16 protein-coding genes and 2 pseudogenes are annotated in these 22,469 nt (G+C 57.7%); 11 read left to right on the forward strand and 7 right to left on the reverse strand.

The window, feature by feature from the left end:
• Window positions 1-433 precede the first annotated feature (433 nt).
• The 4 genes and pseudogenes from LOY56_RS12305 to LOY56_RS12320 form a co-directional block, all read right to left on the reverse strand.
• Window positions 434-775, reverse strand: coding sequence for a hypothetical protein (locus LOY56_RS12305; RefSeq protein ID WP_258622174.1), 342 nt, complete (start codon window positions 773-775; stop codon window positions 434-436).
• Window positions 776-1,390: 615 nt separating this feature from the next.
• Window positions 1,391-1,765: a hypothetical protein gene (locus LOY56_RS12310; protein ID WP_258622175.1), complete on the reverse strand. Its 375-nt coding sequence runs from the start codon at window positions 1,763-1,765 to the stop codon at window positions 1,391-1,393.
• A 595-nt stretch (window positions 1,766-2,360) separates the two neighbouring features.
• A pseudogene (locus LOY56_RS12315) lies at window positions 2,361-2,766 on the reverse strand (tyrosine-type recombinase/integrase); the annotation flags it as partial.
• 282 nt (window positions 2,767-3,048) lie between these two features.
• Window positions 3,049-3,963 carry a LysR family transcriptional regulator gene (locus LOY56_RS12320; RefSeq protein WP_258622177.1) on the reverse strand — a complete coding sequence of 305 codons (915 nt, stop codon included), beginning with the start codon at window positions 3,961-3,963 and terminating at the stop codon, window positions 3,049-3,051.
• 268 nt (window positions 3,964-4,231) lie between these two features.
• Between LOY56_RS12320 and LOY56_RS12325 the strand changes: the two genes are divergently transcribed.
• The 5 genes from LOY56_RS12325 (at window position 4,232) to pgm (ending at window position 10,530) form a co-directional block, all read left to right on the forward strand.
• On the forward strand, window positions 4,232-5,254 hold the full coding sequence (locus LOY56_RS12325) for a zinc-dependent alcohol dehydrogenase family protein (RefSeq protein WP_258622179.1): 1,023 nt from the start codon (window positions 4,232-4,234) through the stop codon (window positions 5,252-5,254).
• A 191-nt stretch (window positions 5,255-5,445) separates the two neighbouring features.
• The gene (locus tag LOY56_RS12330; protein ID WP_258622180.1) at window positions 5,446-5,694 is read left to right on the forward strand and encodes a hypothetical protein; all 249 of its coding nucleotides are present in this window, start codon (window positions 5,446-5,448) and stop codon (window positions 5,692-5,694) included.
• Between the two features lie 125 nt (window positions 5,695-5,819).
• Entirely contained in the window at window positions 5,820-7,307 is a 1,488-nt protein-coding gene (locus LOY56_RS12335; RefSeq protein WP_258622182.1) for a hypothetical protein, read from the forward strand.
• Window positions 7,308-7,374: 67 nt separating this feature from the next.
• Window positions 7,375-8,775 carry a PLP-dependent aminotransferase family protein gene (locus LOY56_RS12340; protein ID WP_258622184.1) on the forward strand — a complete coding sequence of 467 codons (1,401 nt, stop codon included), beginning with the start codon at window positions 7,375-7,377 and terminating at the stop codon, window positions 8,773-8,775.
• Window positions 8,776-8,883: 108 nt separating this feature from the next.
• On the forward strand, window positions 8,884-10,530 hold the full coding sequence (gene pgm / locus LOY56_RS12345; protein WP_258622186.1) for a phosphoglucomutase (alpha-D-glucose-1,6-bisphosphate-dependent): 1,647 nt from the start codon (window positions 8,884-8,886) through the stop codon (window positions 10,528-10,530).
• Between the two features lie 163 nt (window positions 10,531-10,693).
• Here pgm and LOY56_RS12350 read toward each other — a convergent pair whose 3' ends face one another.
• Window positions 10,694-11,389: a pirin family protein gene (locus LOY56_RS12350; RefSeq protein ID WP_258622188.1), complete on the reverse strand. Its 696-nt coding sequence runs from the start codon at window positions 11,387-11,389 to the stop codon at window positions 10,694-10,696.
• 280 nt (window positions 11,390-11,669) lie between these two features.
• On the opposite strand from LOY56_RS12350, the gene LOY56_RS12355 reads away from it, so the two are divergent.
• From LOY56_RS12355 to LOY56_RS12365, 3 genes are all read left to right on the forward strand, one after another.
• Window positions 11,670-14,144 (forward strand): UvrD-helicase domain-containing protein, encoded by a 2,475-nt coding sequence (locus LOY56_RS12355; RefSeq protein ID WP_258622191.1) that lies wholly within the window; start codon window positions 11,670-11,672, stop codon window positions 14,142-14,144.
• A gap of 293 nt (window positions 14,145-14,437) precedes the next feature.
• Window positions 14,438-15,814, forward strand: a complete 1,377-nt coding sequence (locus tag LOY56_RS12360) for a pyridoxal-phosphate dependent enzyme (RefSeq protein ID WP_258622193.1) — start codon at window positions 14,438-14,440, stop codon at window positions 15,812-15,814.
• Window positions 15,811-16,992 (forward strand): cystathionine gamma-synthase, encoded by a 1,182-nt coding sequence (locus LOY56_RS12365; protein WP_258622195.1) that lies wholly within the window; start codon window positions 15,811-15,813, stop codon window positions 16,990-16,992. The genes LOY56_RS12360 and LOY56_RS12365 overlap by 4 nt, the downstream gene beginning before the upstream one ends.
• 57 nt (window positions 16,993-17,049) lie before the next feature.
• On the opposite strand, the gene LOY56_RS12370 is transcribed toward LOY56_RS12365, so the two are convergent.
• Complete coding sequence (locus tag LOY56_RS12370; RefSeq protein WP_258622196.1) at window positions 17,050-17,325, reverse strand: DUF1652 domain-containing protein; 276 nt, start codon at window positions 17,323-17,325, stop codon at window positions 17,050-17,052.
• Between the two features lie 165 nt (window positions 17,326-17,490).
• Between LOY56_RS12370 and LOY56_RS12375 the strand changes: the two are divergent.
• Window positions 17,491-18,022: pseudogene (locus LOY56_RS12375) on the forward strand (hypothetical protein); the annotation flags it as partial.
• Between the two features lie 61 nt (window positions 18,023-18,083).
• On the opposite strand, the gene LOY56_RS12380 reads toward LOY56_RS12375, so the two are convergent.
• Window positions 18,084-18,308, reverse strand: coding sequence for a YgdI/YgdR family lipoprotein (locus LOY56_RS12380; protein WP_258622198.1), 225 nt, complete (start codon window positions 18,306-18,308; stop codon window positions 18,084-18,086).
• 192 nt (window positions 18,309-18,500) lie between these two features.
• Between LOY56_RS12380 and LOY56_RS12385 the strand changes: the two genes are divergently transcribed.
• Window positions 18,501-20,168, forward strand: a complete 1,668-nt coding sequence (locus LOY56_RS12385) for a VRR-NUC domain-containing protein (RefSeq protein WP_258622200.1) — start codon at window positions 18,501-18,503, stop codon at window positions 20,166-20,168.
• Window positions 20,165-22,444, forward strand: a complete 2,280-nt coding sequence (locus LOY56_RS12390) for an ATP-dependent DNA helicase (RefSeq protein ID WP_258622202.1) — start codon at window positions 20,165-20,167, stop codon at window positions 22,442-22,444. The genes LOY56_RS12385 and LOY56_RS12390 overlap by 4 nt, the downstream gene beginning before the upstream one ends.
• Window positions 22,445-22,469: the final 25 nt, after the last annotated feature.

The following is a 22,469-nucleotide window of genomic DNA, read 5'->3' on the forward strand; positions in this document are numbered from 1 at the left end:
TGAGTGGTGGTCATGTGTATGACGGAGCGACTTGGCGGCCGAATGATGTTCAGTGCCCTGGACAAACTTCTCTTCAGACACATCGTCGGTACCGGGAAGAATGGTTGTGCAGTAGAGCGTTTCATCATCCTCGTCCTGAAGCTGAGCAAAGAGCAGCAAGGCGATGTTGTGCTCTTTACAGATGTCGATGATCTGATGGACCAGAGGGCTGATTTGTTCGTCGTACACATTTTTGGGGATTCCTCGCCAACCGCATGGCAGCTCTTCAGGTTTATTCAGAATTGTGTTCGGGACACATGGCGCAACTCTGGATAGAGTTTTCACCGCTCATCCAGTTTTGGCTCTTTACCAAGCACGGAGTGCTAGGCCCTAGTTAGGTGAGCTCCATTTTGATTTTTCTCGACCTAGAAGCAGACGCCGAGGGTGACCGCTTTCAGGAGCAAGGCGTCATCTGCCGGCCCCAGATGCAAACAGGGCCATCCTCGGCGTCGTAGATCGACAGGATGAACCAGCCCGGCTCGGCGGGGTGCTGGATCATCTCCCACACCGAGCAATTTACTTGGCCGTCTTCCATGTAGACGTTGAACACGTCGGTCGATACGTCGCTCTCCATGTGGCTGATCTTCGTTTCCACCTGGTTGCGGGAGCACCAATCGTTGAACTGTGCTTCGGTGATTTCGTCGTCGAATTCCGATAGGTAATCATGGTGTGACCACCAGCCATCGTTATCGCGTTCGACTGGCAGAGGCTGAATCAAAACGGTTTCTTCAGGCATGACTGTTCCTTTGCCGCTATAGCGGCTGACGTTGAAGGGGCAGAATTTGCGAACTAGACTTATCGTTTCACTTCTGGATAGCGAGAATTGCGATGAGTCGAAGAGACGGTTACTTGATGTTTTTTTATTGTTGCTTGTTGTTTTCTGCTGGGGTTGTATTTGGCTTTATGTTTACGAAGGGGGGCGAGGTTGGATTTGTGGATTTCCTGAGTGCGAAAACCTAACGAAGGATCTTGTAAGTGAGATGATGGACATGGCTTACGAAGATACAGATGCAAAACGTATGTTGACACTAGCGCGCCATGCCGTGCGAGGTGCGGAGATTATTGCTTCGAAATATGAGAAGCTGGAAGCCGGTTCACGGTTACTACTGAAAAGGCTGGTATCTTAATTTTGAGTTGAGATTTCATCTTCATCCTGCAATCTCCATCGATACCAGATCATGGGCATTCACAACCTAATCCAGATGCTGAGTGACGAGGTGATGAAGCAGATTCAACATCTGATTGAATGGCTCAACACCAAGGTTGGCGGGTAGCGCCGGCGTTGTGGAGGTTGACCGCTATTTTTTGAGCGAGTGTGGATCTGCCGCACTACCGTTCATAAATAACGCCGTTACTTCTCCGTCCATTCCCCCCCCCCAGTTTCGCAATCGATCCTGGCCTGCGGCAGGTTCTCGATGCTGTAGTAATACGTGATGACCTGGGCATTGTCGGGAATGTTCAGCGGTTTGCTGTTCTTGTCTTTGCTGATGGATTGAGGGTTGGCCAGCGCCTCTGGCGTCAATGTACCCAGGCAGGTGGCCCGATAGCGATCACCGCACTGTGCAACTTTGGTCTTGGTGCTGGTCAGCATTTCCTTGCTTTCGTTGCTGCAGGACCAATCAATAGCGTCCACGGGCATGCCTTCGTATTCATAGCAGGAGTGGGTTTCGATCACCGGCACTGAAGCGCTTTGGGATCGGGTTTTGACATCGTACCCTTGTGCCATCGCCCACGCGGGGCACCATTGGTGTTTCCTCTCCTATAGAGCCCTTTTAGTATTTAAAAAAAATTTAAGGGGCGATGATTGGTAGCTATAGCAATTTGTTTTTGAGCCGCCAACCCTATAGCGTATCGACCCAATGCTGACCGTTGGACCTTCATTAAAGCTCCAATAGTAGCCCTCATTATTGTGAGTCTGTCTGTTTAAACCTTGATACCAAATTTTGGACAAGCGCTGCGCTCTCCGGTCGAGCCCCATCAGTTCTTCGCAGGCTAGGGGACTGTTTGAGCGCGTCAGCTGTCTTGAGACGTTTGGCTGTTGCAGGTAATTATGTCGCGAATCTCACCCTGATTTTGGCTGGCTGGAGATTTGTTCGAGACCTGCTCTGAGAAACCAATCCGCCCCCAGCCGTATCTATTTGCTCGTAAGATTTGATCCCATTCCTTCTAGCTTTCGTTTCAGTCGCCTGAGATCACGATTGACGATCAGCTTATGCGTTGGACCTCCTACTCAAGGCTCATCGGTTTTTCTTTGTTGGCGTGTGTCACCAGATGCGAGTCTCGTTTCCCGCTCCAATCTCCTGATCGTTTTCGCTGTATCGTCAATCTGTCGTCACCCGCTCTGCATTTTGCCGCAACTGGTCTAAGTAGTTCGCCCATTGCTGAGCCGCCTCCCGGCGTTGCACTAGCAGTTGCGCGCGCGTACACCGCCCCCAGAGCGCCTGGCATCCGGTGGGATAATGAGAGTTCAAGCACGATTGGATCGATACCTAAGTGCTCATGGGCAATCGTCCGGTAGGTAGCGCGAAAGCCGTGGGCAGTGATGTCGTACTCCGGCCAGATACGCTGAAAGGACTTGAGCAGGGAGGTCGGGTTGATGGGGCGACCCGGATAGACCGGCGAGACGAACACCCAACCCTTGCCCTCTGCATCCACCACACGGGTTTTGCGTAGCTCGCGCAGCAGGACCAGGGCTTGCTCGGGCAACGGCACGATGTGTTTGTTCTTGTTCTTGCTCGACGCCCTCACCTCCAAGTAGAGGCCAGGGACTTCGCCGTCGGCGTGCGGGTTCGGTCAGCGAGCGGATGAAGGCATCGCTGAGTTTTCGTCTGAAAACAGGGCCGTTTTCTGGGGGTATCGGTGGGGGCACCGTTTTTTTGAAAATCGAATTTGCCCCCAATTTACGCCCCCATGAGCGCTGGAACCCAGTGGAACTGGACGGACGGCCTTGGACTAATTTCACATATAAGCTGATGTTTATAGGAGTTTTTTTTGGAATTTTGAATTTTCTTACAGACTATCCGGATCCCCGAAAAACATCTGAATCCGCGACCGCAACCAACGCTCACCCGGGTCATTATCCTGCGACCCGCGCCAAGCCATGTGCAACTCAAAACTGCGCACCGGCAATGGCGGATCTTCGGCCCGTACACCGCCAGCAGCGGTCAACGCTTCAGCCGTGTAATCAGGCACTGTCGCGACAATATCAGTCCCGCTGATGAGTGTACTGAGCCCATTGAACTGCGGTACTGCCAGCACCACATGCCGTTTGCGTCCGAGCTTCTCCAGTTCTTCATCTATAAACCCGCTCAGATCGCCGGCGAACGAAACCAAAGCATGGGGGCGGGCGCAGAAATCATCCAGGCTCAATGGTCCCGGCACGGTGTCGGCCCGCAACAGTTTCGGCATGCTGCGGCGCAGCACTTTGCGCTTGGCGTTGGCCGGCAGGTCGGCGGTGTAGCTGACGCCGATAGAGATCTCGCCCGAGGCCAGCAGGTTCGGCATCAGGATGTAGTTGGCCCGACGCACCACCAGCACGATCCCCGGCGATTCCGCGCGCAGACGCTTGAGCAGCATCGGCAGCAGCGCGAATTCAACATCATCCGACAAGCCGATGCGGAACACCGCGGTGCTGGTCGCCGGGTCGAATTCCGCCGCACGACTGACCGCGGTGGAAATCGAATCCAGGGCCGGCGAGAGCAGGGCGAAGATCTCTACCGCCCGGGCAGAAGGTTCCATGTTGCGGCCGGTGCGCACGAACAGCGGGTCGTCGAACAGCCCGCGCAGGCGTGAAAGCGCCGCGCTGATGGCCGGCTGGCCGAGGAACAGCTTTTCTGCAGCACGGGTCACGCTACGTTCGTGCATCAGTGTTTCGAAAACGATCAACAGGTTCAGGTCGACACGACGCAGGTCATTACGATTCATCTGGAGTCCTGGCAGATTCAGCAAACTTGACGTGAGCGGCCATATCAGAAAAATGGCCGGCGTGAATCTTACGGGCAAAGGCTGGTACCCTGCACAGGGTAATTCAGTTTTTCCTGAAAGGCTGCTTCGGTTTTTACGGCATTGGATGATGTCGCCGTCGCTGCGGAATCAATGACAGGCATGTCGACTATTAATAGCCACTGATGGTCTTGGGTAAAAAGCCCAGATAGAGTTCAAGGCATTAGAGGTTACTTTGACGAGGTTTGCGATGTCCCGCACGATCCGTTTTCACAAGTTTGGCCCAGCCGAGGTGCTCAAATGCGAAGAGCATGCGCCCGCTCTGCCTGCGCCGGGCGAAGTGCAGGTGCGCGTCGAAGCGATTGGCATCAGCTGGTACGACATTCTCTGGCGCCAGAACCTGGCCTCGTCCCATGCTCGTCTGCCTTCAGGCCTCGGTCATGAAATGGCCGGGGTCGTCACGAAGGTCGGCGAGGGCGTCGATGACCTGGCTGTCGGTGACAAGGTCGCCAGCTTTCCGGCCGAAAGCCCCAACGACTATCCGGTCTACGGCGAGCAGATTGTTCTGCCGCGCTCGGCGCTGACTCGCTACCCGGACGTGCTCAGCCCGATTGAAGCCAGCGTGCATTACACGCCGCTGTTGATCGCTTATTTCGCCTACGCCGATCTGGCGCGCGTCAAACCGGGGCAATTTGCGTTGGTGACCGACGCCAGCCACTGCGCCGGACCTTCATTCGTGCAACTGGGCAAAGCCCTCGGTGTACGAGTGATCGCTGCGACCAAAACCGCGGATGAGCGTGAATACCTGCTGTCACTGGGTGCCGAGAAAGTCATCGTCACAGAGGAAGAAGATCTGCTTATGCGGATCAACAAGATAACCGACAATCGCGGTGTGGATGTGGTGTTCGATGGTCTGGGCGGGCCGCAGATGTCGCTGCTCGGCGATGTGCTCGCTCCACGTGGCAGCCTGGTGCTCTATGGCCTGCAAGGGGGTAACCAGACGCCATTCCCGGCCTGTGCGGCGTTTCAGAAGAACATTCAGTTTTTCGTGCACTGCATCGGTAACTTCACCGGCAAGCCGGAACTGGGCATCGTCCAGGATCAGGCTGCACTGCAACGTGCCCTGCGCGACATCAATCAGTTGACCGCGGATCGTGTGCTGCTGCCGCTCAAGACTCGGGTCTTCCCGTTTTCCGAGTTTGTCGAAGCCCACCGCTATATGGACGAATGCCCGTGTCGCGAACGGGTCGCCCTGCAGGTCGAACCGGCCTGAGCCCCTCCCTCTTCAAGAGTCCGTGTGAGCACGGACTCTTTGGCTGGCAGTCACTTCAAAACGAGACGTTCCATCGAGTAGTCGGTGGGCCGGTTTAGCAACTGAACTGGTTTTTGCTCTCGATCTGTATCTTCTAATCGTTATATAAGCCCTGATAATTGAATGATTACTTTCATCTCAAGGAAAGAGTCATGGCCGAGTATCAGGCTGAAACTCCTCAGTGCGCGCTGGCAATATATGCTCAACAAATAATGCGGTGTCGCTCAGTTGTCTTACATTTATTGGCAACTTCTTTCTTTATTTCTTGTGCTCAGTGTCTGTGGGACGCTGTCGGAAATTTCCTAGGAAACCTCCTGAGGGCGCAAGGTGCCTATTCTGGCGGTGGTTGCGGCGATTTTGATCGTCTTGGCGTGACCGTGACACTTAATCGTTTCAAATAATTACATAGAGCTTAAGTGCTAGCATTTGTACAACAATCCGGCACGCCCTTCATAACAGATAACCTGCCGCGCACTGCACCTCATGTTTGCGCGGCATTGAACTTATGAGTCACAGGTAAATAACAATGACCGCTACCCATGATCAGGCAATGAACTATGTTTATCAGCAAATGCTGCAGCGTTTGATGGGTTTTTTCTCTCGTGCCGAGCGCACGGCATTGCAGTTGATGATTCAGCGCCTGGTAGTGTCTGCAGGCGGTATGGAGTGTATCGGCGATTACAAGGTGCTGGCGATCCAGTCCGGATCCCGCGACAGCTGCTATACCCTGGCGTTGCTGCGCGCCGCCCAACTGAGCATCGCCAGCCGGTCACCGGCGACGTTCAAGTTGCGAGTGGCGACTTTGCGCTTGAACGGTGCCACCTCGACAGCCCTGGAAAATATCCATCGTAGCTGCAGTGCGTTGTTCCTTTACGACGATCCCCGGGTCGAAGTGTTGATGGTGGATAATCGCGAAGTACTGCCGTTCAATCACCTGACGCCGATCTCCCAGGCCGGTCGCGAGTCGAATCGCCTCAACCTGCTGATGGTCGGGCACCGTCGTGCCTGGAACGGACCGCTTGATCTATGGGATGACGGGTACCTGGCGACCGGCGAGTTCTACGGACAAATCGCCCGCTGGGACAAGGGTGTCGATGCATTGATCAGCAGCGATACACCTCGTCGGCAGAAGCAATTTATCGAGGGCTTGAACCGTGCAGCGGCCAAGGCCGGGCTAAAGGTACCGAACCGTCATGAAACGGGCTATGAAGGCCTGTTCGCGCGACTCGATGAATTGGGCAGCGATTGCTACCGCGAATTTTATCCTGAGACCGACCAGGCGGCGTGGCGTCCCGCCGATCGTTTTGAAGCGTGTCGCCGCACAACGTTCATCGATATTCACGACATGCTGGTCAGCAACCTGGAAGACCGCTGGCCACTGCTCACCGATTTTCTCCGGTTTCAACCTGACGAGTTGTCGGCTCAGCTTAGCGATAACGACTATGTCAGCTTGCCGATATCCGCGCATCTTGGTGGCTTGCAAGCCTGTTTTATACAGGGTCGCACCTATGAGGCGGGCGTGGCTGAATACCTGCAGCGGGCGCTGGTGATGATGCGTCGTAAACAGCTTCCAGAGCGTTTTTGCGAACAGGCGATGGAAGCCTTCGGCATCCCGATGTCGATGACCGACCAGCGCACATTGGCGACGGCCGAAACACAAAAGAGTCTCGGTTTGAGCGAGGCTCAAATGGTGTGTTTGCTGTTTGCTCCTTTTGTCGATAACGGCGCGGCGCTTGAACATTTTCTTCGTCGGTGCCATCCCGGCATGCTTGTGGCGCTACCGGACTTGCATCGGGCGATGCAGGGCGGACCGGCACCCGAGCAGGTTCTGCAGTGGATGGTCGATGTCAGCGGGTTGCCCGTGAGTCTGATCGGTACGCTTTATCGCATGGGCCCGGTGATGCGGGATGAGGGCAGGGGCCTCGGCTCGGGTGGCGACGTGGGTGTGCCAGCTGAAGTCATGGAGCAAGACAGTGAAACGGCCATGCCTGGCGAATGGTCGACGGGCCGGTGAAAGTGCCAGGGTTGACGGATTCACCAACGGTGCGGCACGACGTTCACAGCCTGTTCGGCCATTACCCATGAAAGGACCACGAGATACCGATTTTGCGTACCAGGCGGTGTACCGTTATCTGATTAACCTGATCAATGAGCCGGGCAGTGATGTGCAAGTGCGCCTGCCATCATTGCGACAGTTGGCACACCGCCTGGGTGTTTCGATTTCGACCATTCAGTACGCCTATTCACTGCTGGAAAAGGAAGGGCGCGTTTATTCAGTCGCCAAGTCTGGCTATTACGCACTCCCTGTATCCTCCATCGGCATGCCCGGCGGCGGTAAGGATCTGCTGGAAACGGTCTATCTCAACGCCAGACGCCCCGGCATGCTGGTGCTGAGCGCTGATGAGCCAGCGTTGTTACAACCTCTGGATAGCCCGTTGCTGTTACTGGAAAGAGAACTGCTGCGCCAGTATCCGCGCCAGCCACAACCCTCTTCGCAACCTTGCGGCGAACTGGAGTTGCGCACAGCCCTCGCGGCGCGCTACACCACTTCACCGACTCGTTGCTGGCATGCCGATGATGTCTACATCGGCGCTGACCTGCGGGGAGTCCTGGAAATATTGATCGCCGTCCTGGGACTCAAAGACGCCGTGGTAGTGGTTGAATCGCCGTGCGACTGGGTGATTCTGCGCCTGCTCCAGGACGCGGACGTACAGGTGATGGAGTTGCCATTGCAAGCCAATGGTGGTCTGGATCTTGAGCGACTGAAGGCACTGCTCGAGACTGAGCGAGTGCGTCTGGTAATGCTTTCATCGGGGCTGAACATGCCGCGGGCCAGTGTGGCGCCTGACAGCAACAGACAATCCACCGCGCAACTGCTGGAACGGCATGGCAGTTGGGTGTTGGAAAACGATTGTTACGGCGAACTCGAATTCGAACCGAACGGCCTGCGGTTCCGCGACTTGCTGGACCCGGATCGGCTGATCGTGTTTTCCACTTTCGAGAAAATCATCGGGTCGGAGGCGCCGTACGGTTACCTGCTTTCGCGACAACTGCGCGCTGAACTGCAACGGCACTTTCTGCTACGCGCTTTTCGTTTGTCGCTCATTCGTCAGAAAGCCATTGCACGGCTGTACAGCAACGGACGCATCGATCAGCACCTGGTCGTGTTGCGTCGTCTGCTCAAGGAACGCATGGTGCAGATGACTCAGTTGCTTGAAGAGCGTCTGCCCGATGCATTGCACTTCGTTGAGCCCCAGGGCGGGGCGACGATCTGGATCCGCTCGTTGCGCCAGGTCGATGTGCATCGAGTGTTTCTACGCCTGCTCAAGCATCAGGTGGTGATTGCGCCAGGAGAACTGTTCAGCTTGCGAGGCCTGCATGGGCAGCATCTGCGCCTGACTCACACCTTTGGTGGCCATCACGATCTCGCCGATGCACTTGGATTGTTAGGGGATGCCTTGCGCCTGGAATCGATCGATTGAGTCCAGGCGCAAAGCTGCGCGAAACCTGACAATCGATAACGTCGCGCCAAGGGCCAACTGTCAGTAAACTGCAGGCCTATTCCTGAACCACTCTCTCAGAGGTTTTGCATGACACTCAGTCCTTTTGCGGGCAAACCGGCACCGGCAGAACTGTTGGTCGACATCCCGCGACTGGTAACGGCCTATTACACCGGCCAGCCCGATGCAGCCATTTCTACCCAGCGCGTTGCCTTCGGCACGTCCGGACACCGAGGTAGCTCGTTCGACCTGAGTTTCAACGAATGGCATGTTCTGGCCATCAGTCAGGCGATTTGCTTGTACCGCCAAGCTCAGGGCATCGATGGTCCACTGTTCGTCGGGATCGATACCCACGCGCTGTCTACGCCGGCCGGGGCCAGCGCCCTGGAGGTGATGGCGGCGAACGGTGTGACAGTGATGATCGCCGAAGGTGACGAGTACACGCCGACGCCGGCCATTTCCCACGCGATTCTTTGCTACAACCGTGGCCGCACCTCGGGCCTGGCGGATGGCATCGTCATCACGCCGTCCCACAACCCGCCACAAAGCGGTGGCTACAAGTACAACCCTACCAATGGCGGCCCGGCCGATACCCACATCACCAAGTGGATCGAAGCCAAGGCCAACGAGTTGCTGGCGGCCAAACTCGCCGGCGTCAAACGCATCAGCTACGAGCAGGCGCTGAAGGCCAGCACCACCCATCGTCACGATTACCTCAACACCTATGTCGCCGACCTGATCAACGTGATCGACTTCGACGCCATCCGCGATGCGAAGCTGCGCCTGGGTGTCGATCCGCTGGGTGGAGCAGGGGTGCGCTACTGGTCGGCGATTGCCGAACACTATCGCCTGGACCTGGAGGTGGTGAATAAAGAAGTTGATGCGACGTTCCGTTTCATGACCGTCGACTGGGACGGGCAGATCCGCATGGACCCATCGTCCAGCCACGCCATGCAAGGCTTGATCGGTCTGAAAGAGCGTTTCGACGTGGCCTTTGCCTGTGATCCGGATCACGACCGCCATGGCATCGTGACCCCGTCCGGTGGTTTGCTGGCCCCCAACAACTACCTCGCGGTGTCGATTGATTACCTGTTCCAGAACCGTCCACAGTGGCGTGCCGATGCGGCCGTGGGCAAAACCGTGGTCAGCAGTGGCTTGATCGATCGCGTTGCCAAGCGTCTGGGTCGACGTCTATACGAAGTGCCGGTCGGCTTCAAATGGTTTGCCGACGGTCTGTTCGACGGTTCCCTCGGTTTTGGCGGTGAAGAAAGTGCTGGCGCGTCGTTCCTGCGCAAGGATGGCAGTGTCTGGTGCACCGACAAGGACGGTTTGATTCCGGCATTGCTGGCCGCCGAAATGACCGCTCGCACGGGACGTGATCCAAGCCAGGCCTATCGTGCGCTGACCGATGAACTGGGCGAGCCATTCTCGGTACGGGTCGACGCCAAGGCGAACCCTGAGCAGAAAGCGCTGCTGAGCAAATTGTCGCCGGACCAGGTCACCTCGACTCAACTGGCGGGCGAAGCGATCCAGAGCATTCTTAGTCATGCGCCGGGCAACGACCAGGCCATCGGCGGTCTGAAAGTCATGACCGAGAATGGCTGGTTCGCGGCGCGTCCGTCGGGCACTGAGGATATCTACAAGATCTATGCGGAAAGCTTTGTCAGCGACGATCATCTGAAGCAGTTGGTGGCCGAGGCTCAGACCTTGGTGGATGGCGCAATTTCTGCGAAGTGATTGAGGGTCCCATCGCGGGCAAGCCCGCTCCCACAAGGATTGCGCTAAACCTGTAGGAGCGAGGCTTGCCCGCGAAGGCGTCGCTACAGTCACCCAGGATTTCAACCACAAAAAAGGGGCGACCATCAACGGTCGCCCCTTTTTTCGTCCTGCATTCACCGCATCAAGCCACATCCACCAACACAATCTCACTGTCCTCGATCGCAGTCACGCGCAACACCTGTTCATCGGCAATCGCGACACCGTCTCGAGCTTGTGCACGCAAGCCATTGACTTCAATGGCCCCGGTGGCGGGCACCAGGTAAGCGCGACGGCCACTGTCCAGATGATACTCCGCGGATTCACCGGCCTTCAGATTCGCCGCCACCAGCCGCGCGTCGGCGCGAATATGCAGGCTTTGATCGTCGCCGGCCTTGCCGCTGGCCAGGGTCACGAAGCCTTCGCGCTCGCCTTTGGGGAACGGTTTGGCGCCCCACGACGGTGCGGCACCCACTTCGTTGGGGATGATCCAGATCTGAAAGATCCGAGTCTCGGTCGTCTCCAGGTTGTACTCACTGTGAGCGATTCCGGTGCCAGCGCTCATGACCTGAACGTCGCCCGCTTCGGTGCGGCCCTTGTTACCAAGGTTGTCTTGGTGAGTAATCGCGCCTTCACGAACGTAGGTGATGATTTCCATGTCCCGGTGCGGGTGTTGCGGGAACCCGGTTCCGGGGGCAATCACATCGTCGTTCCACACCCGCAGGTTGCCCCAGTTCATGCGTTTGGGGTCGTAGTACTCGGCGAACGAAAAGTGGTGATGGGCATCCAGCCAGCCATGGTGCGCGCCGCCCAGCGAGTTGAAAGGCCTGAGTTCAAGCATGATCGTCTCCTGAAAAGGTTCGTCATGGGGCAGAACGCCTGAGCCACAGACGAGAACCGGTGGTTGATGGTGAGGATCATCTATCAGGCAATCATCGATAAAAAGCGTAAAAAATGCCTCAATACAATCGAATAAGTTGATATCAAAACAGCTTCGAAATATTCCCATCCAGCCTTCACTTCATCGCATAAGCCAATGACCCGTAAGCATTTCACTAGAACTCAGCGGCAAATACAGACACCATAGCCCTCAACAGCCTCACACCCCGGAGTCCGTCAGCGTGCCGCAACACACCCCCGATCTTCCTCCCGAACTTCGTCCCTTGGCCGAGATGCCGCTGCTCAAGCGCTTGGCCGCTCGGTTCTTTGGCCACGGCCTTACCCGGTTGCGCGCGCAACACCGGGCCTCTTGGCTGCACGGGCAAGCCGACGGTTTTCGCAGCGGCCACAGCGCCGGTGTGGAGTACGGCTATAAGGAAGGCAAACTCGAGGGGCTGGAGGAGGGGCGCCAGGTTCTGTTGATTCGCGACTCGCGCTCAACCGAGCATCGACCGCCCAACGTCGATGACAATCTGTTCGACGATTGGCGACTGCCGTTGAGTGCTGAGCTGAAGAAGCGCATGAAGTCCGACGTGGCGCGACTGCTGCCCGCGCATGCCCAACCGAGCGCCGCCCAATGGAAGATGATTTTCAGCGACACACCGTCGACCTCGGTGATCGCGGGGGCGGGCGCGGGTAAATCGACCACCCTGGTGCTGCGAATTCTGCTGCTCAGTCATTACCTGGGGTTTGAGTTGAGCTCGATGACCGTGGTGACCTTCACCCGCGAATCGCGCAAGGACTTCATTAATAAGCTGATCGAGCTGTTTGCAGTCTGGGGTCGGGGAATCAGCCTTAAAGAAGCGCGCGACCTAGTGCGCACTTTCCATTCGCGCATCCTGCCGATGGTCCGCAGTCTGCCGGGTTTCGAACGGCTGCAAGCCTTCGAAAACCTCAGTCACCGCGTGCAAAGCGGCGACGAGGAGGTCGACAGCAACCCCTTCGACCTGCGGATCAACGATGCTCAGCGTCAGCAACTCAACGCCTGCTATCACAGCCTGTACACCCGCGATGAGCGTTTTCGCGAACTGATCAAGCCTTTGTCTCGCCATGCCTTGCAGCTCAAGGAGCTGGAGCGAGATCACCCGGACGTGCAGAAGCGCATGGCGGTGACCGAATTGGCCGCCAAGCGCGATGAAGAGCTGTGCGACACCCTCGAAGACTTGTGGTTTCGCGCCGGTGCCTGGCCGATCAAGGGCATCGAACCGAATCGTCAGACCTTCGACATTAATGGCGCGACCTTTCATTGCCACGGCTACATTCCGACGCTGGACGCCTGGGTGGTGTTGGGTTTCGATCCTCGGGAAAATCCCCAGGTCAGCCGTCCGAATGCCAAGCTTTCAGTGCGCGCAGAATGGGCGGTAAAGCGCACCTTGTTTCAAGCTTTCTGTCGTAAGCCTTTGATATGGATAGACAGTTATGAGTCTTCAAAGCGTGTTTTGGCATCGCTTGCCGGGGACGCCAGCGCCGGGCCGGGCTTCGATTACAAGGTCAAGGGCGAGCTCGGCTCCGCGCCATTGCTGGACTGTTTTGTCGCGGCGGCCGGGTTTATTGAAAACCTCGGCCTGGATGTGCCGAATGCCGTGGGCCAGATGAGTTTCGCCAAGGACGACCCGGACCGGTTCTTCTTCGAGGCCTTGAGCCTGTTCTGGCGAGCGCTGGAAGATCATCTGCTGGATCAATCGCCTCCGGTGATGACCTACAACCGGATGTTCGCCTTGTTCAGCGAACATTCGCCGGAGAATCTCAAGTTGCTGAGCGATGAACTGCTCCGGCCAATGTCGCACTTGATGATTGACGAGTTTCAGGACGTGTCGCCGCAGATCGTTTCGTGGATTCGCGCCAGCTTGGCGCAGATCCGCAGTCGCGGACCGGCCCTGCATGTGGGGCGCGGGGCGCAACGTTCGTCATTGCTTTGTGTCGGCGATGACTGGCAGTCCATCTATGGCTGGCGCGGCAGCTCGCCGACTTATTTCATGGAGTTCAACAAGGAATTCCCGTCGCCAAGCACGACCAAAGTGATGCTCAGCGACAATTACCGCAGCCATCAGCACATCATTGACGCGGCGGAGCATATCGTCCGCGCGGCGCCGGCGATCGCTGGCAAGAAGGCCAAGGCCAGCGGTGAACCCAAGGCACTGCTGCCTGTGAATGTGCTTGATCGGGATGACCAAGGCATGGCCAAACGCCTGATCGAGCACTACAGAAAAGGCGACTCAATCTTGATGCTTTATCGAAAAAGCAGCGATAAGTCATTGATAGAAGAGCATATTCAGTCTGTAGTTAATGTGGATTCTAGCTTGCCGTACGACGCTCGACGGCTCAAACAACTGACCTATCACAGCGCCAAAGGCCTGCAGGCTGATGCGGTATTTCTACTCGGCGATTGCCAGCACCTGACCAGTTCACCCTACAAGAACCAGGTCTATCGTATTGCCGGGCTCTGCAAGGCCGGCGACAGCGAAGCTTACGACAGCGCACAGAAAGACGAGATTCTGCGACTGGCCTACGTGGGCATCACCCGGGCAGTGAGCCATTGCTACTGGTATGTCGATGGTCAGGATACCTCGGCTGCGAATATGCCCAAGGCCTCCGACCGGATCGGCAAAGGCAAGGCGTTCTTCGCTGATCATCGTCAGGGAAAAGTGCCGGCCTGATTTAAGAGCGTCTCAGAGAAACTTATGGCGAGGGAGCTTGCTCCCGCTTGAGTGCGCAGCACTCACAAAAATCGGCAATGCTTGTCGAGTTTTTTTGGGCCGCTACGCGACCCAACGTCGGAACGCCGCTCGGAGCAAGCTCGCCACAGGACGCTACCGACTGGCCGCGAAAAGTTGCGGGGGATGCAATCCCGGCCTAAGGTCCAAGGCGAGGCTTTGCTTGCGACTGGCGCGCAATGATTCGCCGCAGGTCGCTGTCCATCCAGTGCGGATACATGCAGCGAGGTGACGACATGCCGAACGACTCCCGTCCCGCCGTGCTCGAACTGATCGGCAATACGCCGCTGGTGCGCGTCAGCCGCTTCGATACCGGCCCATGCACGCTGTTTCTCAAGCTCGAATCGCAGAACCCCGGTGGCTCGATCAAGGATCGCATCGGCCTGGCAATGATCGACGCCGCCGAGCGCGATGGGCGCCTGCGCCCCGGCGGCACCATCGTCGAGGCCACCGCTGGCAATACCGGTCTGGGCCTGGCTCTGGTCGGCCGAGCCAAGGGATACCGGGTGGTGTTGGTGGTGCCGGACAAGATGTCCACCGAGAAGGTCCTGCACCTCAAGGCGATGGGCGCCGAGGTGCACATCACTCGTTCCGATGTCGGCAAAGGTCATCCCGATTATTACCAGGACGTCGCTGCGCGGTTGGCGCAGGAAATTCCCGACGCCTTCTTCGCCGATCAATTCAACAACCCGGCCAACCCACTGGCCCACGAGTGCAGTACCGCGCCGGAGATCTGGGCGCAGACTCAGCATGATGTGGATGCCATCGTTGTCGGCGTCGGTTCGGCCGGTACGCTGACCGGGCTGACCCGTTTCTTTCAGCGCGTACAACCGAATCTGGAAATGGTGCTGGCCGATCCGGTCGGCTCGGTGATGGCCGAATACAGCCGCAGCGGCACCCTGGGTACGCCCGGTTCCTGGGCGGTTGAGGGCATTGGCGAAGACTTCATTCCGTCGATTGCCGACCTGTCCAGCGTGCGTAAGGCTTATTCGATCAGCGACGAGGAAAGCTTCGATCATGCCCGCCAGCTGCTTCGTGTCGAAGGCATTCTCGGCGGTTCTTCGACTGGCACATTGTTCGCTGCGGCGCTGCGTTACTGCCGCGAACAAACCGAGCCGAAGCGGGTGGTCAGTTTTGTCTGCGATACCGGCACCCGCTACCTGTCGAAGGTCTACAACGACCAGTGGATGAACGATCAGGGGTTGCTTGCGCGTAAGCGCTATGGTGATTTGCGAGACCTCATCGCGCGGCGCTTCGAGGATGGCCGGGTGGTCAGCGTGGGGCCGGACGACACATTGCTCACCGCCTTCCAGCGCATGCGCCTGGCGGATGTGTCGCAACTGCCGGTGCTGGTAGACGGGCAGCGGCTGGTCGGGGTGATCGATGAGTCCGATATTCTGCTTGGCGTACACGAAGACGTTTCGCACTTCCGTATGCCGGTGAGCAGTGCGATGACCGACAAACTGGAAATCCTGCCGCCCGGCGCCAGTCTGGCCGAGCTGGAGGCGAAGCTCGACCGTGGATTGGTGGCGATGATCGCCGACGACTCGGGTTTCCATGGGCTAATTACCCGCGTCGACATGCTCAATTACCTGCGGAGATCCCTTGCATGAGTCAGCACGATGAAACCGCCAAGCCACGTGCCTTCGCCACCCGTGTGATCCATGCCGGGCAGACGCCGGACCCGTCCACCGGGGCGCTGATGCCGCCGATTTACGCCAACTCCACTTATCTGCAACAGAGCCCGGGTGTGCACAAGGGCTTCGACTATGGGCGTTCGCACAACCCGACGCGTTTTGCGTTGGAGCGTTGCGTGGCGGACCTCGAGGGCGGCACTCAGGCCTTCGCCTTCGCTTCCGGGCTGGCGGCGATCGCCAATGTGCTCGAGCTGCTCGATGCTGGCGCCCACATCGTCTCTGGCAATGACTTGTACGGCGGTACATTTCGGCTGTTCGACAAGGTGCGCCAGCGCAGTGCCGGGCATCGTTTCAGCTTCGTCGATCTGACTGACCTGGCGGCCTTCGAAGCGGCACTTCAGGACGACACGCGGATGGTCTGGGTCGAGACGCCGAGCAATCCGTTGCTCAGCCTTACTGATCTCGCCGCCGTCGCGCGCACCTGTCGAGAGCGAGGCATCATCTGTGTGGCCGACAATACGTTTGCCAGTCCGTGGATCCAGCGCCCGCTGGAGTTGGGCTTTGATATCGTGCTGCACTCGACGACCAAGTACCTGAACGGTCACTCTGACGTGATCGGCGGTATTGCGGTAGTCGGGCAGAACGCGGAACTGGCCGAACGCCTGGGTTTCCTGCAGAACGCGGTGGGGGCTATTGCCGGGCCGTTCGACGCGTTCCTCACTCTGCGCGGGGTGAAGACCCTGGCGCTGCGCATGGAGCGCCATTGCAGCAACGCGCTGGAGTTGGCGCAATGGCTGGAGCGTCAGCCGCAGGTGGCGCGCGTTTACTATCCGGGCCTGCCATCGCACCCGCAGCATGAACTGGCGCGGCGGCAAATGCGTGGATTCGGTGGGATGATTTCCCTCGACCTGAACAGCGACCTGGCTGGCGCCAAGCGTTTCCTCGAGAGTGTGCGGATCTTCGCCCTGGCCGAGAGCCTGGGCGGGGTGGAAAGCCTGATCGAGCACCCGGCGATCATGACCCATGCCAGCATCCCGGCAGAAACCCGCGCGCAACTTGGTATCGGCGATGCGCTGGTGCGTTTGTCAGTGGGGGTCGAGGATGTCGAAGATCTGCGCGCCGATCTGGCCCAGGCCCTGTTGAAGGTCGGTTAAACACTATCCATGTAGGAGCTGCCGAAGGCTCGGGCCGCGTTCGGCAGCTCCTACACATCAGGCATAACTTCTGAGAGCCTGCAGCGGAATGAATGCCTCCAGCTCATCCTCCACGGCCTCGATGATTCGTTCTACATCTGCTGCATTCATGACCGTTGCGCAAGGAATGCCGGCAATGGCGATCATGGTTTCGCCACTGGCGCGGTCAAACAATCGGGCAACCATACTGCCCGGTGCATCCATGGTCGCTTCGAAACCCATGGGATGAAAATGCCAGCGCATCAGCTGGCAGGCATTTGGAAAAGTGACTTTGCTGAAGGACCCTTTATTCATGTGTTGCCCACCTTATTCATCGAGCGCTTCCTTTAGCTCATGTTAGGAGGGAAGAACCTTCAATGGCTCAACCGGTGACATTTATTAAAAGTAGCATCCAGATGTGAAAATCATGTGGATTTTTTCAGTCCGTTTAGCGATTGGTTCATTTTTTTGATGCAGGCCATTTTCCTCACCGGTTTGTCGGCCTGGCTTTATAGCCAGAAACATACCGCCAACGAGACTTCGGTATTCCTGCTCAAGCGGGGGTTGTTTCTGCTGTTTCTGGAGCTCACGTTCGTTTGCTTTGCCTGGAATGCCGAGTTCCCGCCCAAGACGTTGTGGCTGCAAGTGATCTGGTGCATTGGCCTCTGCATGATCGTGCTGGCTGGATTGCTGCATGCCGACGCTCGGTCTTGGGTTGATTCTTTTGGCGTTGTTCGAGAAAGCGCAGGACCGGTGGTCCATTGCGACCCTGGCGATCTACGGCGGTGCGCCGATGTTCTTCTATTTGTTGCACCTGTACGTGCTCAAGGCCATGTACCTGGTGGCTGTGGCGATCTGGGGCGTCAATCAAGGCACTTATTACGGCTTCGACAACCTGCCCATGGTCTGGCTGTGGAGCGTGATCCTCGGCGTGTTGCTGTTTTTCCCGACGCGCTGGTTCGCCAACCTCAAGCAGCGCCGCCGCGATATTGCGATTCTCAAGTACCTCTGATTCTCAAGATCTCTGATTCGCTGCCCGCGATCACAACATCGCGGGCAGTCCGTCTCGGGAATCAGTCTTCCTTGCGAACCGTGGCCACGTCATCGCCCCGGACTTTCACCTTCGCTCCGGAAATATCTTCGAACTCATAGAAACCGTCCTTGGTTTTGGTGTTCGGCATGTCCTTGGTCAAATACTGGGTGCCGTTCTGCAAGGTCACTACCGTTGGCGTCGAGCAACCGGTCAGCGCCAGGAAGGCCGCTATCACCAGGGGCAAGCCCAGAATCTTGATATTCATACACACCTCTCATCACTCAATGAAAACAGCACGACTGTCTCGTTCTGTGCCTCTACGCGGTTGGTGCGATGGAATGGCAGAAAGTTCGATGGCCACCCGAAAATTGCCGAATAGCGTCGCCACTGATCCTTTTCCATTTGCACCGGGTAGGGCATAGCTGGTATCTGTACGCATAACCAGTACTCGTTTGCCATGGCCCTTTTGCCCGTGATTGTAAATCCTCTCGATGACCCGTTCTATTACTTGAACAACTTCATGCAAGTGCTTGATTGGCTTGAACATCGTTATGCCGATGTATTGAGCATCGAGGAGCAGGGTTTCATCCACGACTTCAATCGACTGCCCCGTGAGTCCCAAGCCCTGCTGGTCAGACTGGTGATGCGCAAGGGCGTGCATTTCAGGGCCGGCAAACTGAGTTACGTCGAGATCGGCGACATCGACAGCGCTGCGGCGCCGCTGCTGACATCGGGCTGGATCGATGAGCAGTCGCCATTGCACATCGAGGACTTGTTCGAGGTGTTGCTCAAGGCCGAGATTCTGCAGTGCTTTGGCAGCGCCATCGATCAGCCCAAGGGCAAAAAGACCGATTGGCTGCCGACCCTGAGCGAGCAGTTTCCCGAAGCGCAAAGTTTTGCCCAATGGTGTCCGGCATTGAATGAGCGGTTGTTCAGCCTGACCGTCATGGGCCTGTGTGATCGGCTGCGGCTGATGTTCTTTGGCAACCTTTACCAGGACTGGTCGGAGTTCGTGCTGGCCGACCTGGGCATCTTTACCTACGAAAAAGTCGAGTTCTGCGCCGAGTCCCGAGGGTTGCGCAGTCGCGAGGACGTCGATGCCTGCCTGTTTCTGCACAGCTGTCAGCAGCGTTTCGAAGCCGGTGAGGACGTGGCGACGATTGTCGAGCAGATCAACGGGCTGCAGCTCGACAATCCCTGGCTGCAAAGACGTCGCGGCAAACTGCTGTTTCAGATTGGTCAGCACTGCGAACGCATCGCGGATTTTTCTACCGCCCTGAGCCTCTACCGCGAATGTGCCTATCCTGGCGCGCGTCTTCGGCTGATTCGCGTGTTGGAGCGCTGTGCTGAATATCAACGGGCGATGGACCTGGCCGCCCACGCCGAGCAAGCCCCTGAAAGCGCCGCCGAGCATCAGCATCTATCGCGTGTGCTGCCCAGGCTGCGGCGCAAACTGGGCGGGCCGCCGATCAAGCGGCCAGCCCCTCGGGCCATGCAACGTCTGGAGTTGCAACTGCCCAGGCACGATCCGGCGTTATCGGTAGAGTCTTACGTTCAAGCACATCTGGCGGAGGAGTCGGCGCCAGTGCATTACGTCGAGAACAGCCTGATCAACTCACTGTTCGGGCTGCTGTGCTGGCCGGCAATCTTCGCACCGTTGCCGGGGGCGTTTTTTCACCCGTTCCAGCGCGGGCCGGTAGACCTGCTCAATGAAGACTTTCATGCGCGGCGCGCGGATCTGTTTCAGGCCTGCCTAGCCGAACTCGATGACGGGCGTTATGTGCACACTGTCCGCGAGCGTTACAGCGCCAAGTGGGGCGTGCAGTCGCCGTTCGTATTCTGGGGCGTACTGAGTGAGGAACTGCTGGAGCAGGCGCTCGATTGTCTGCCCGCCGAACACCTCAAGCACTGGTTCAATCGACTGTTGCTCGACATCAAGGCCAACCGCGCCGGCATGCCGGACCTGATCCAGTTTTGGCTGCAACACAAAACCTACCGGATGATCGAAGTCAAAGGCCCCGGCGATCGGTTGCAAGACAATCAATTGCGCTGGCTGGAATTCTGTCACGAGCACCAGATGCCGATCGCCGTGTGCTACGTGCAATGGGCGGAGCAGAGCGCGTGAGCTACAGCATTGCGGTTCGGGCGCTGTGTGAATTCACCGCCAAGGTCGGCGACCTCGACTTGCGCTTCACTCCGTCACCGACTGCGCTGGAAGGCATCGTCGGGCATCGCACCGTGGCGTCACGGCGCAGCGAGGGTTATCAGAGCGAGGTCGCGCTTGAGGGCCAGTATCGAACCTTGACGGTGAAGGGCCGGGCAGACGGCTACGATCCGGCGAAAAACTGCCTCGAAGAAGTCAAAACCTACCGTGGCGACCTGAGCAAGCAACCGGCCAACCATCGGCAACTGCACTGGGCACAGGCGAAAATCTACGGTGGGTTGATGTGCCAGAAACTGCAGTTGGAGCAGATTAATCTGGCGCTGGTGTACTTCGACATCGTCAGCGAAAAGGAAACCTGTCTGGTCGAGGCCTTCAGCGCCGCCGAATTGCAGCGGTTCTTCGAACACCACTGCGGGTTGTTCCTGCAGTGGGCCGAGCAGGAGATGGCCCATCGCGAAGGGCGTAATCTGGCGGCGCAACAGTTGGCATTTCCCCATGCCGATTTTCGTCCCGGGCAACGGCATCTGGCCGAATCGGTGTTCAAGGCGGTCAGCACCGGTCGGTGCCTGATGGCCCAGGCACCGACCGGTATCGGCAAGACCGTTGGCACACTGTTCCCGATGCTCAAGGCCCTGGCGCCGCAGCAACTGGACAAGGTGTTTTTCCTCACGGCGAAAACCCCGGGGCGCAAATTGGCGCTGGACGCCGCTCAGGTCATCCTCGACGGCGCCGAAGCTGTGCCCTTGCGAGTCCTCGAGATGATCGCCCGGGACAAGGCTTGCGAACACCCGGACAAGGCCTGCCATGGCGAGTCCTGCCCGTTAGCCCAGGGTTTTTATGATCGTCTGCCGGCCGCGCGTCAGGCCGCCAACCAATTGAGCCTGCTGAACCAGAGTGCCTTGCGCGAGGTTGCCCTGCAGCATGCGCTTTGCCCTTACTACCTGAGCCAGGAAATGGCCCGCTGGGCGGACGTGGTGGTCGCCGACTACAACTACTATTTCGACTTCAGCGCATTGCTGTTCGGGCTGGCCCAGGTCAATAACTGGAAAGTCGCGGTGCTGGTGGACGAAGCCCACAATCTGGTAGAGCGTGGCCGACAGATGTACAGCGCCAGCCTCGACCAGGCGACGTTGACCAGCGTGCGAAAAACCGCGCCTTTGCCACTGAAGAGATCTTTGCAGCGGGTCAATCGCGAATGGAATGCCCTGCATGATCAGCAACTCAGCCCCTATCAAGCCTACGACAAAGCCCCGGAAAAACTGCTTCAGGCGCTGTCCTTATGCTGCGCGAGTATTGGCGACTACCTGAACGATCACCCTCAGGGCCTGGACAGCGGGTTGCAGAATTTTTACTTCGACATGCTGCAATTCGGCCGGGTGGCTGAACTCTTTGATGAGCATTTCCTGTTCGACATCAGCAAACGCGACCTCGAGCGCAAGCGCAACCTGTCGCAACTGTGCCTGCGCAACGTGGTGCCCGCCGCTTTCATTCGTCCGCGCCTGACCGCTGCGCGTAGCACCGTGCTGTTTTCCGCCACCTTGAGCCCTCGGCATTACTACGCCGATTTGCTGGGAACACCGGCGAGTACCGTCTGGATCGATGTGGAATCGCCATTTAGCGCCGAACAGTTGCAAGTGCATATCGTCAGCCAGATTTCGACCCGCTATGTCCACCGTCAGGCGTCCCTTGAACCCATCGTCGAGCTGATCGCCAAACAATTCACTCAGCGCCCCGGTAACTACCTGGCGTTTTTCAGCAGCTTCGATTATTTGCAGCAAGTGGCCCAGTTGCTGGCCGAACGGCATCCACACATCACGCTCTGGTCACAGTCCCGGGGAATGGGGGAAGGGCCGCGTCAGGCATTTCTCGATCAATTCACCGTCCATAGTCAGGGCGTAGGGTTTGCAGTGCTGGGTGGAGCGTTTGGCGAAGGCATCGATTTACCCGGCGCGCGGTTGATTGGTGCTTTCATTGCCACCCTGGGGCTGGCGCAACTGAATCCGGTCAACGAACAGATGAAACAGCGCATGGCGGCGATTTTCGGTGCCGGTTATGACTACACCTACCTGTTTCCTGGCGTGCAGAAAGTCGTGCAAGCAGCGGGGCGGGTGATCCGCACTCAGCAAGATCAAGGGGTGGTGATGCTGATCGATGACCGATTTGGCGAGAGCAAGGTCAAGCAATTGCTGCCGCGCTGGTGGTCGATGAAATCAGCGCTTTTTCAACCTGCTGAGTAGTGCCCCAAAAGATCATGTTTTTTTG

It is taken from the genome of Pseudomonas sp. B21-048, from assembly GCF_024748615.1.
Taxonomy (GTDB): domain Bacteria; phylum Pseudomonadota; class Gammaproteobacteria; order Pseudomonadales; family Pseudomonadaceae; genus Aquipseudomonas.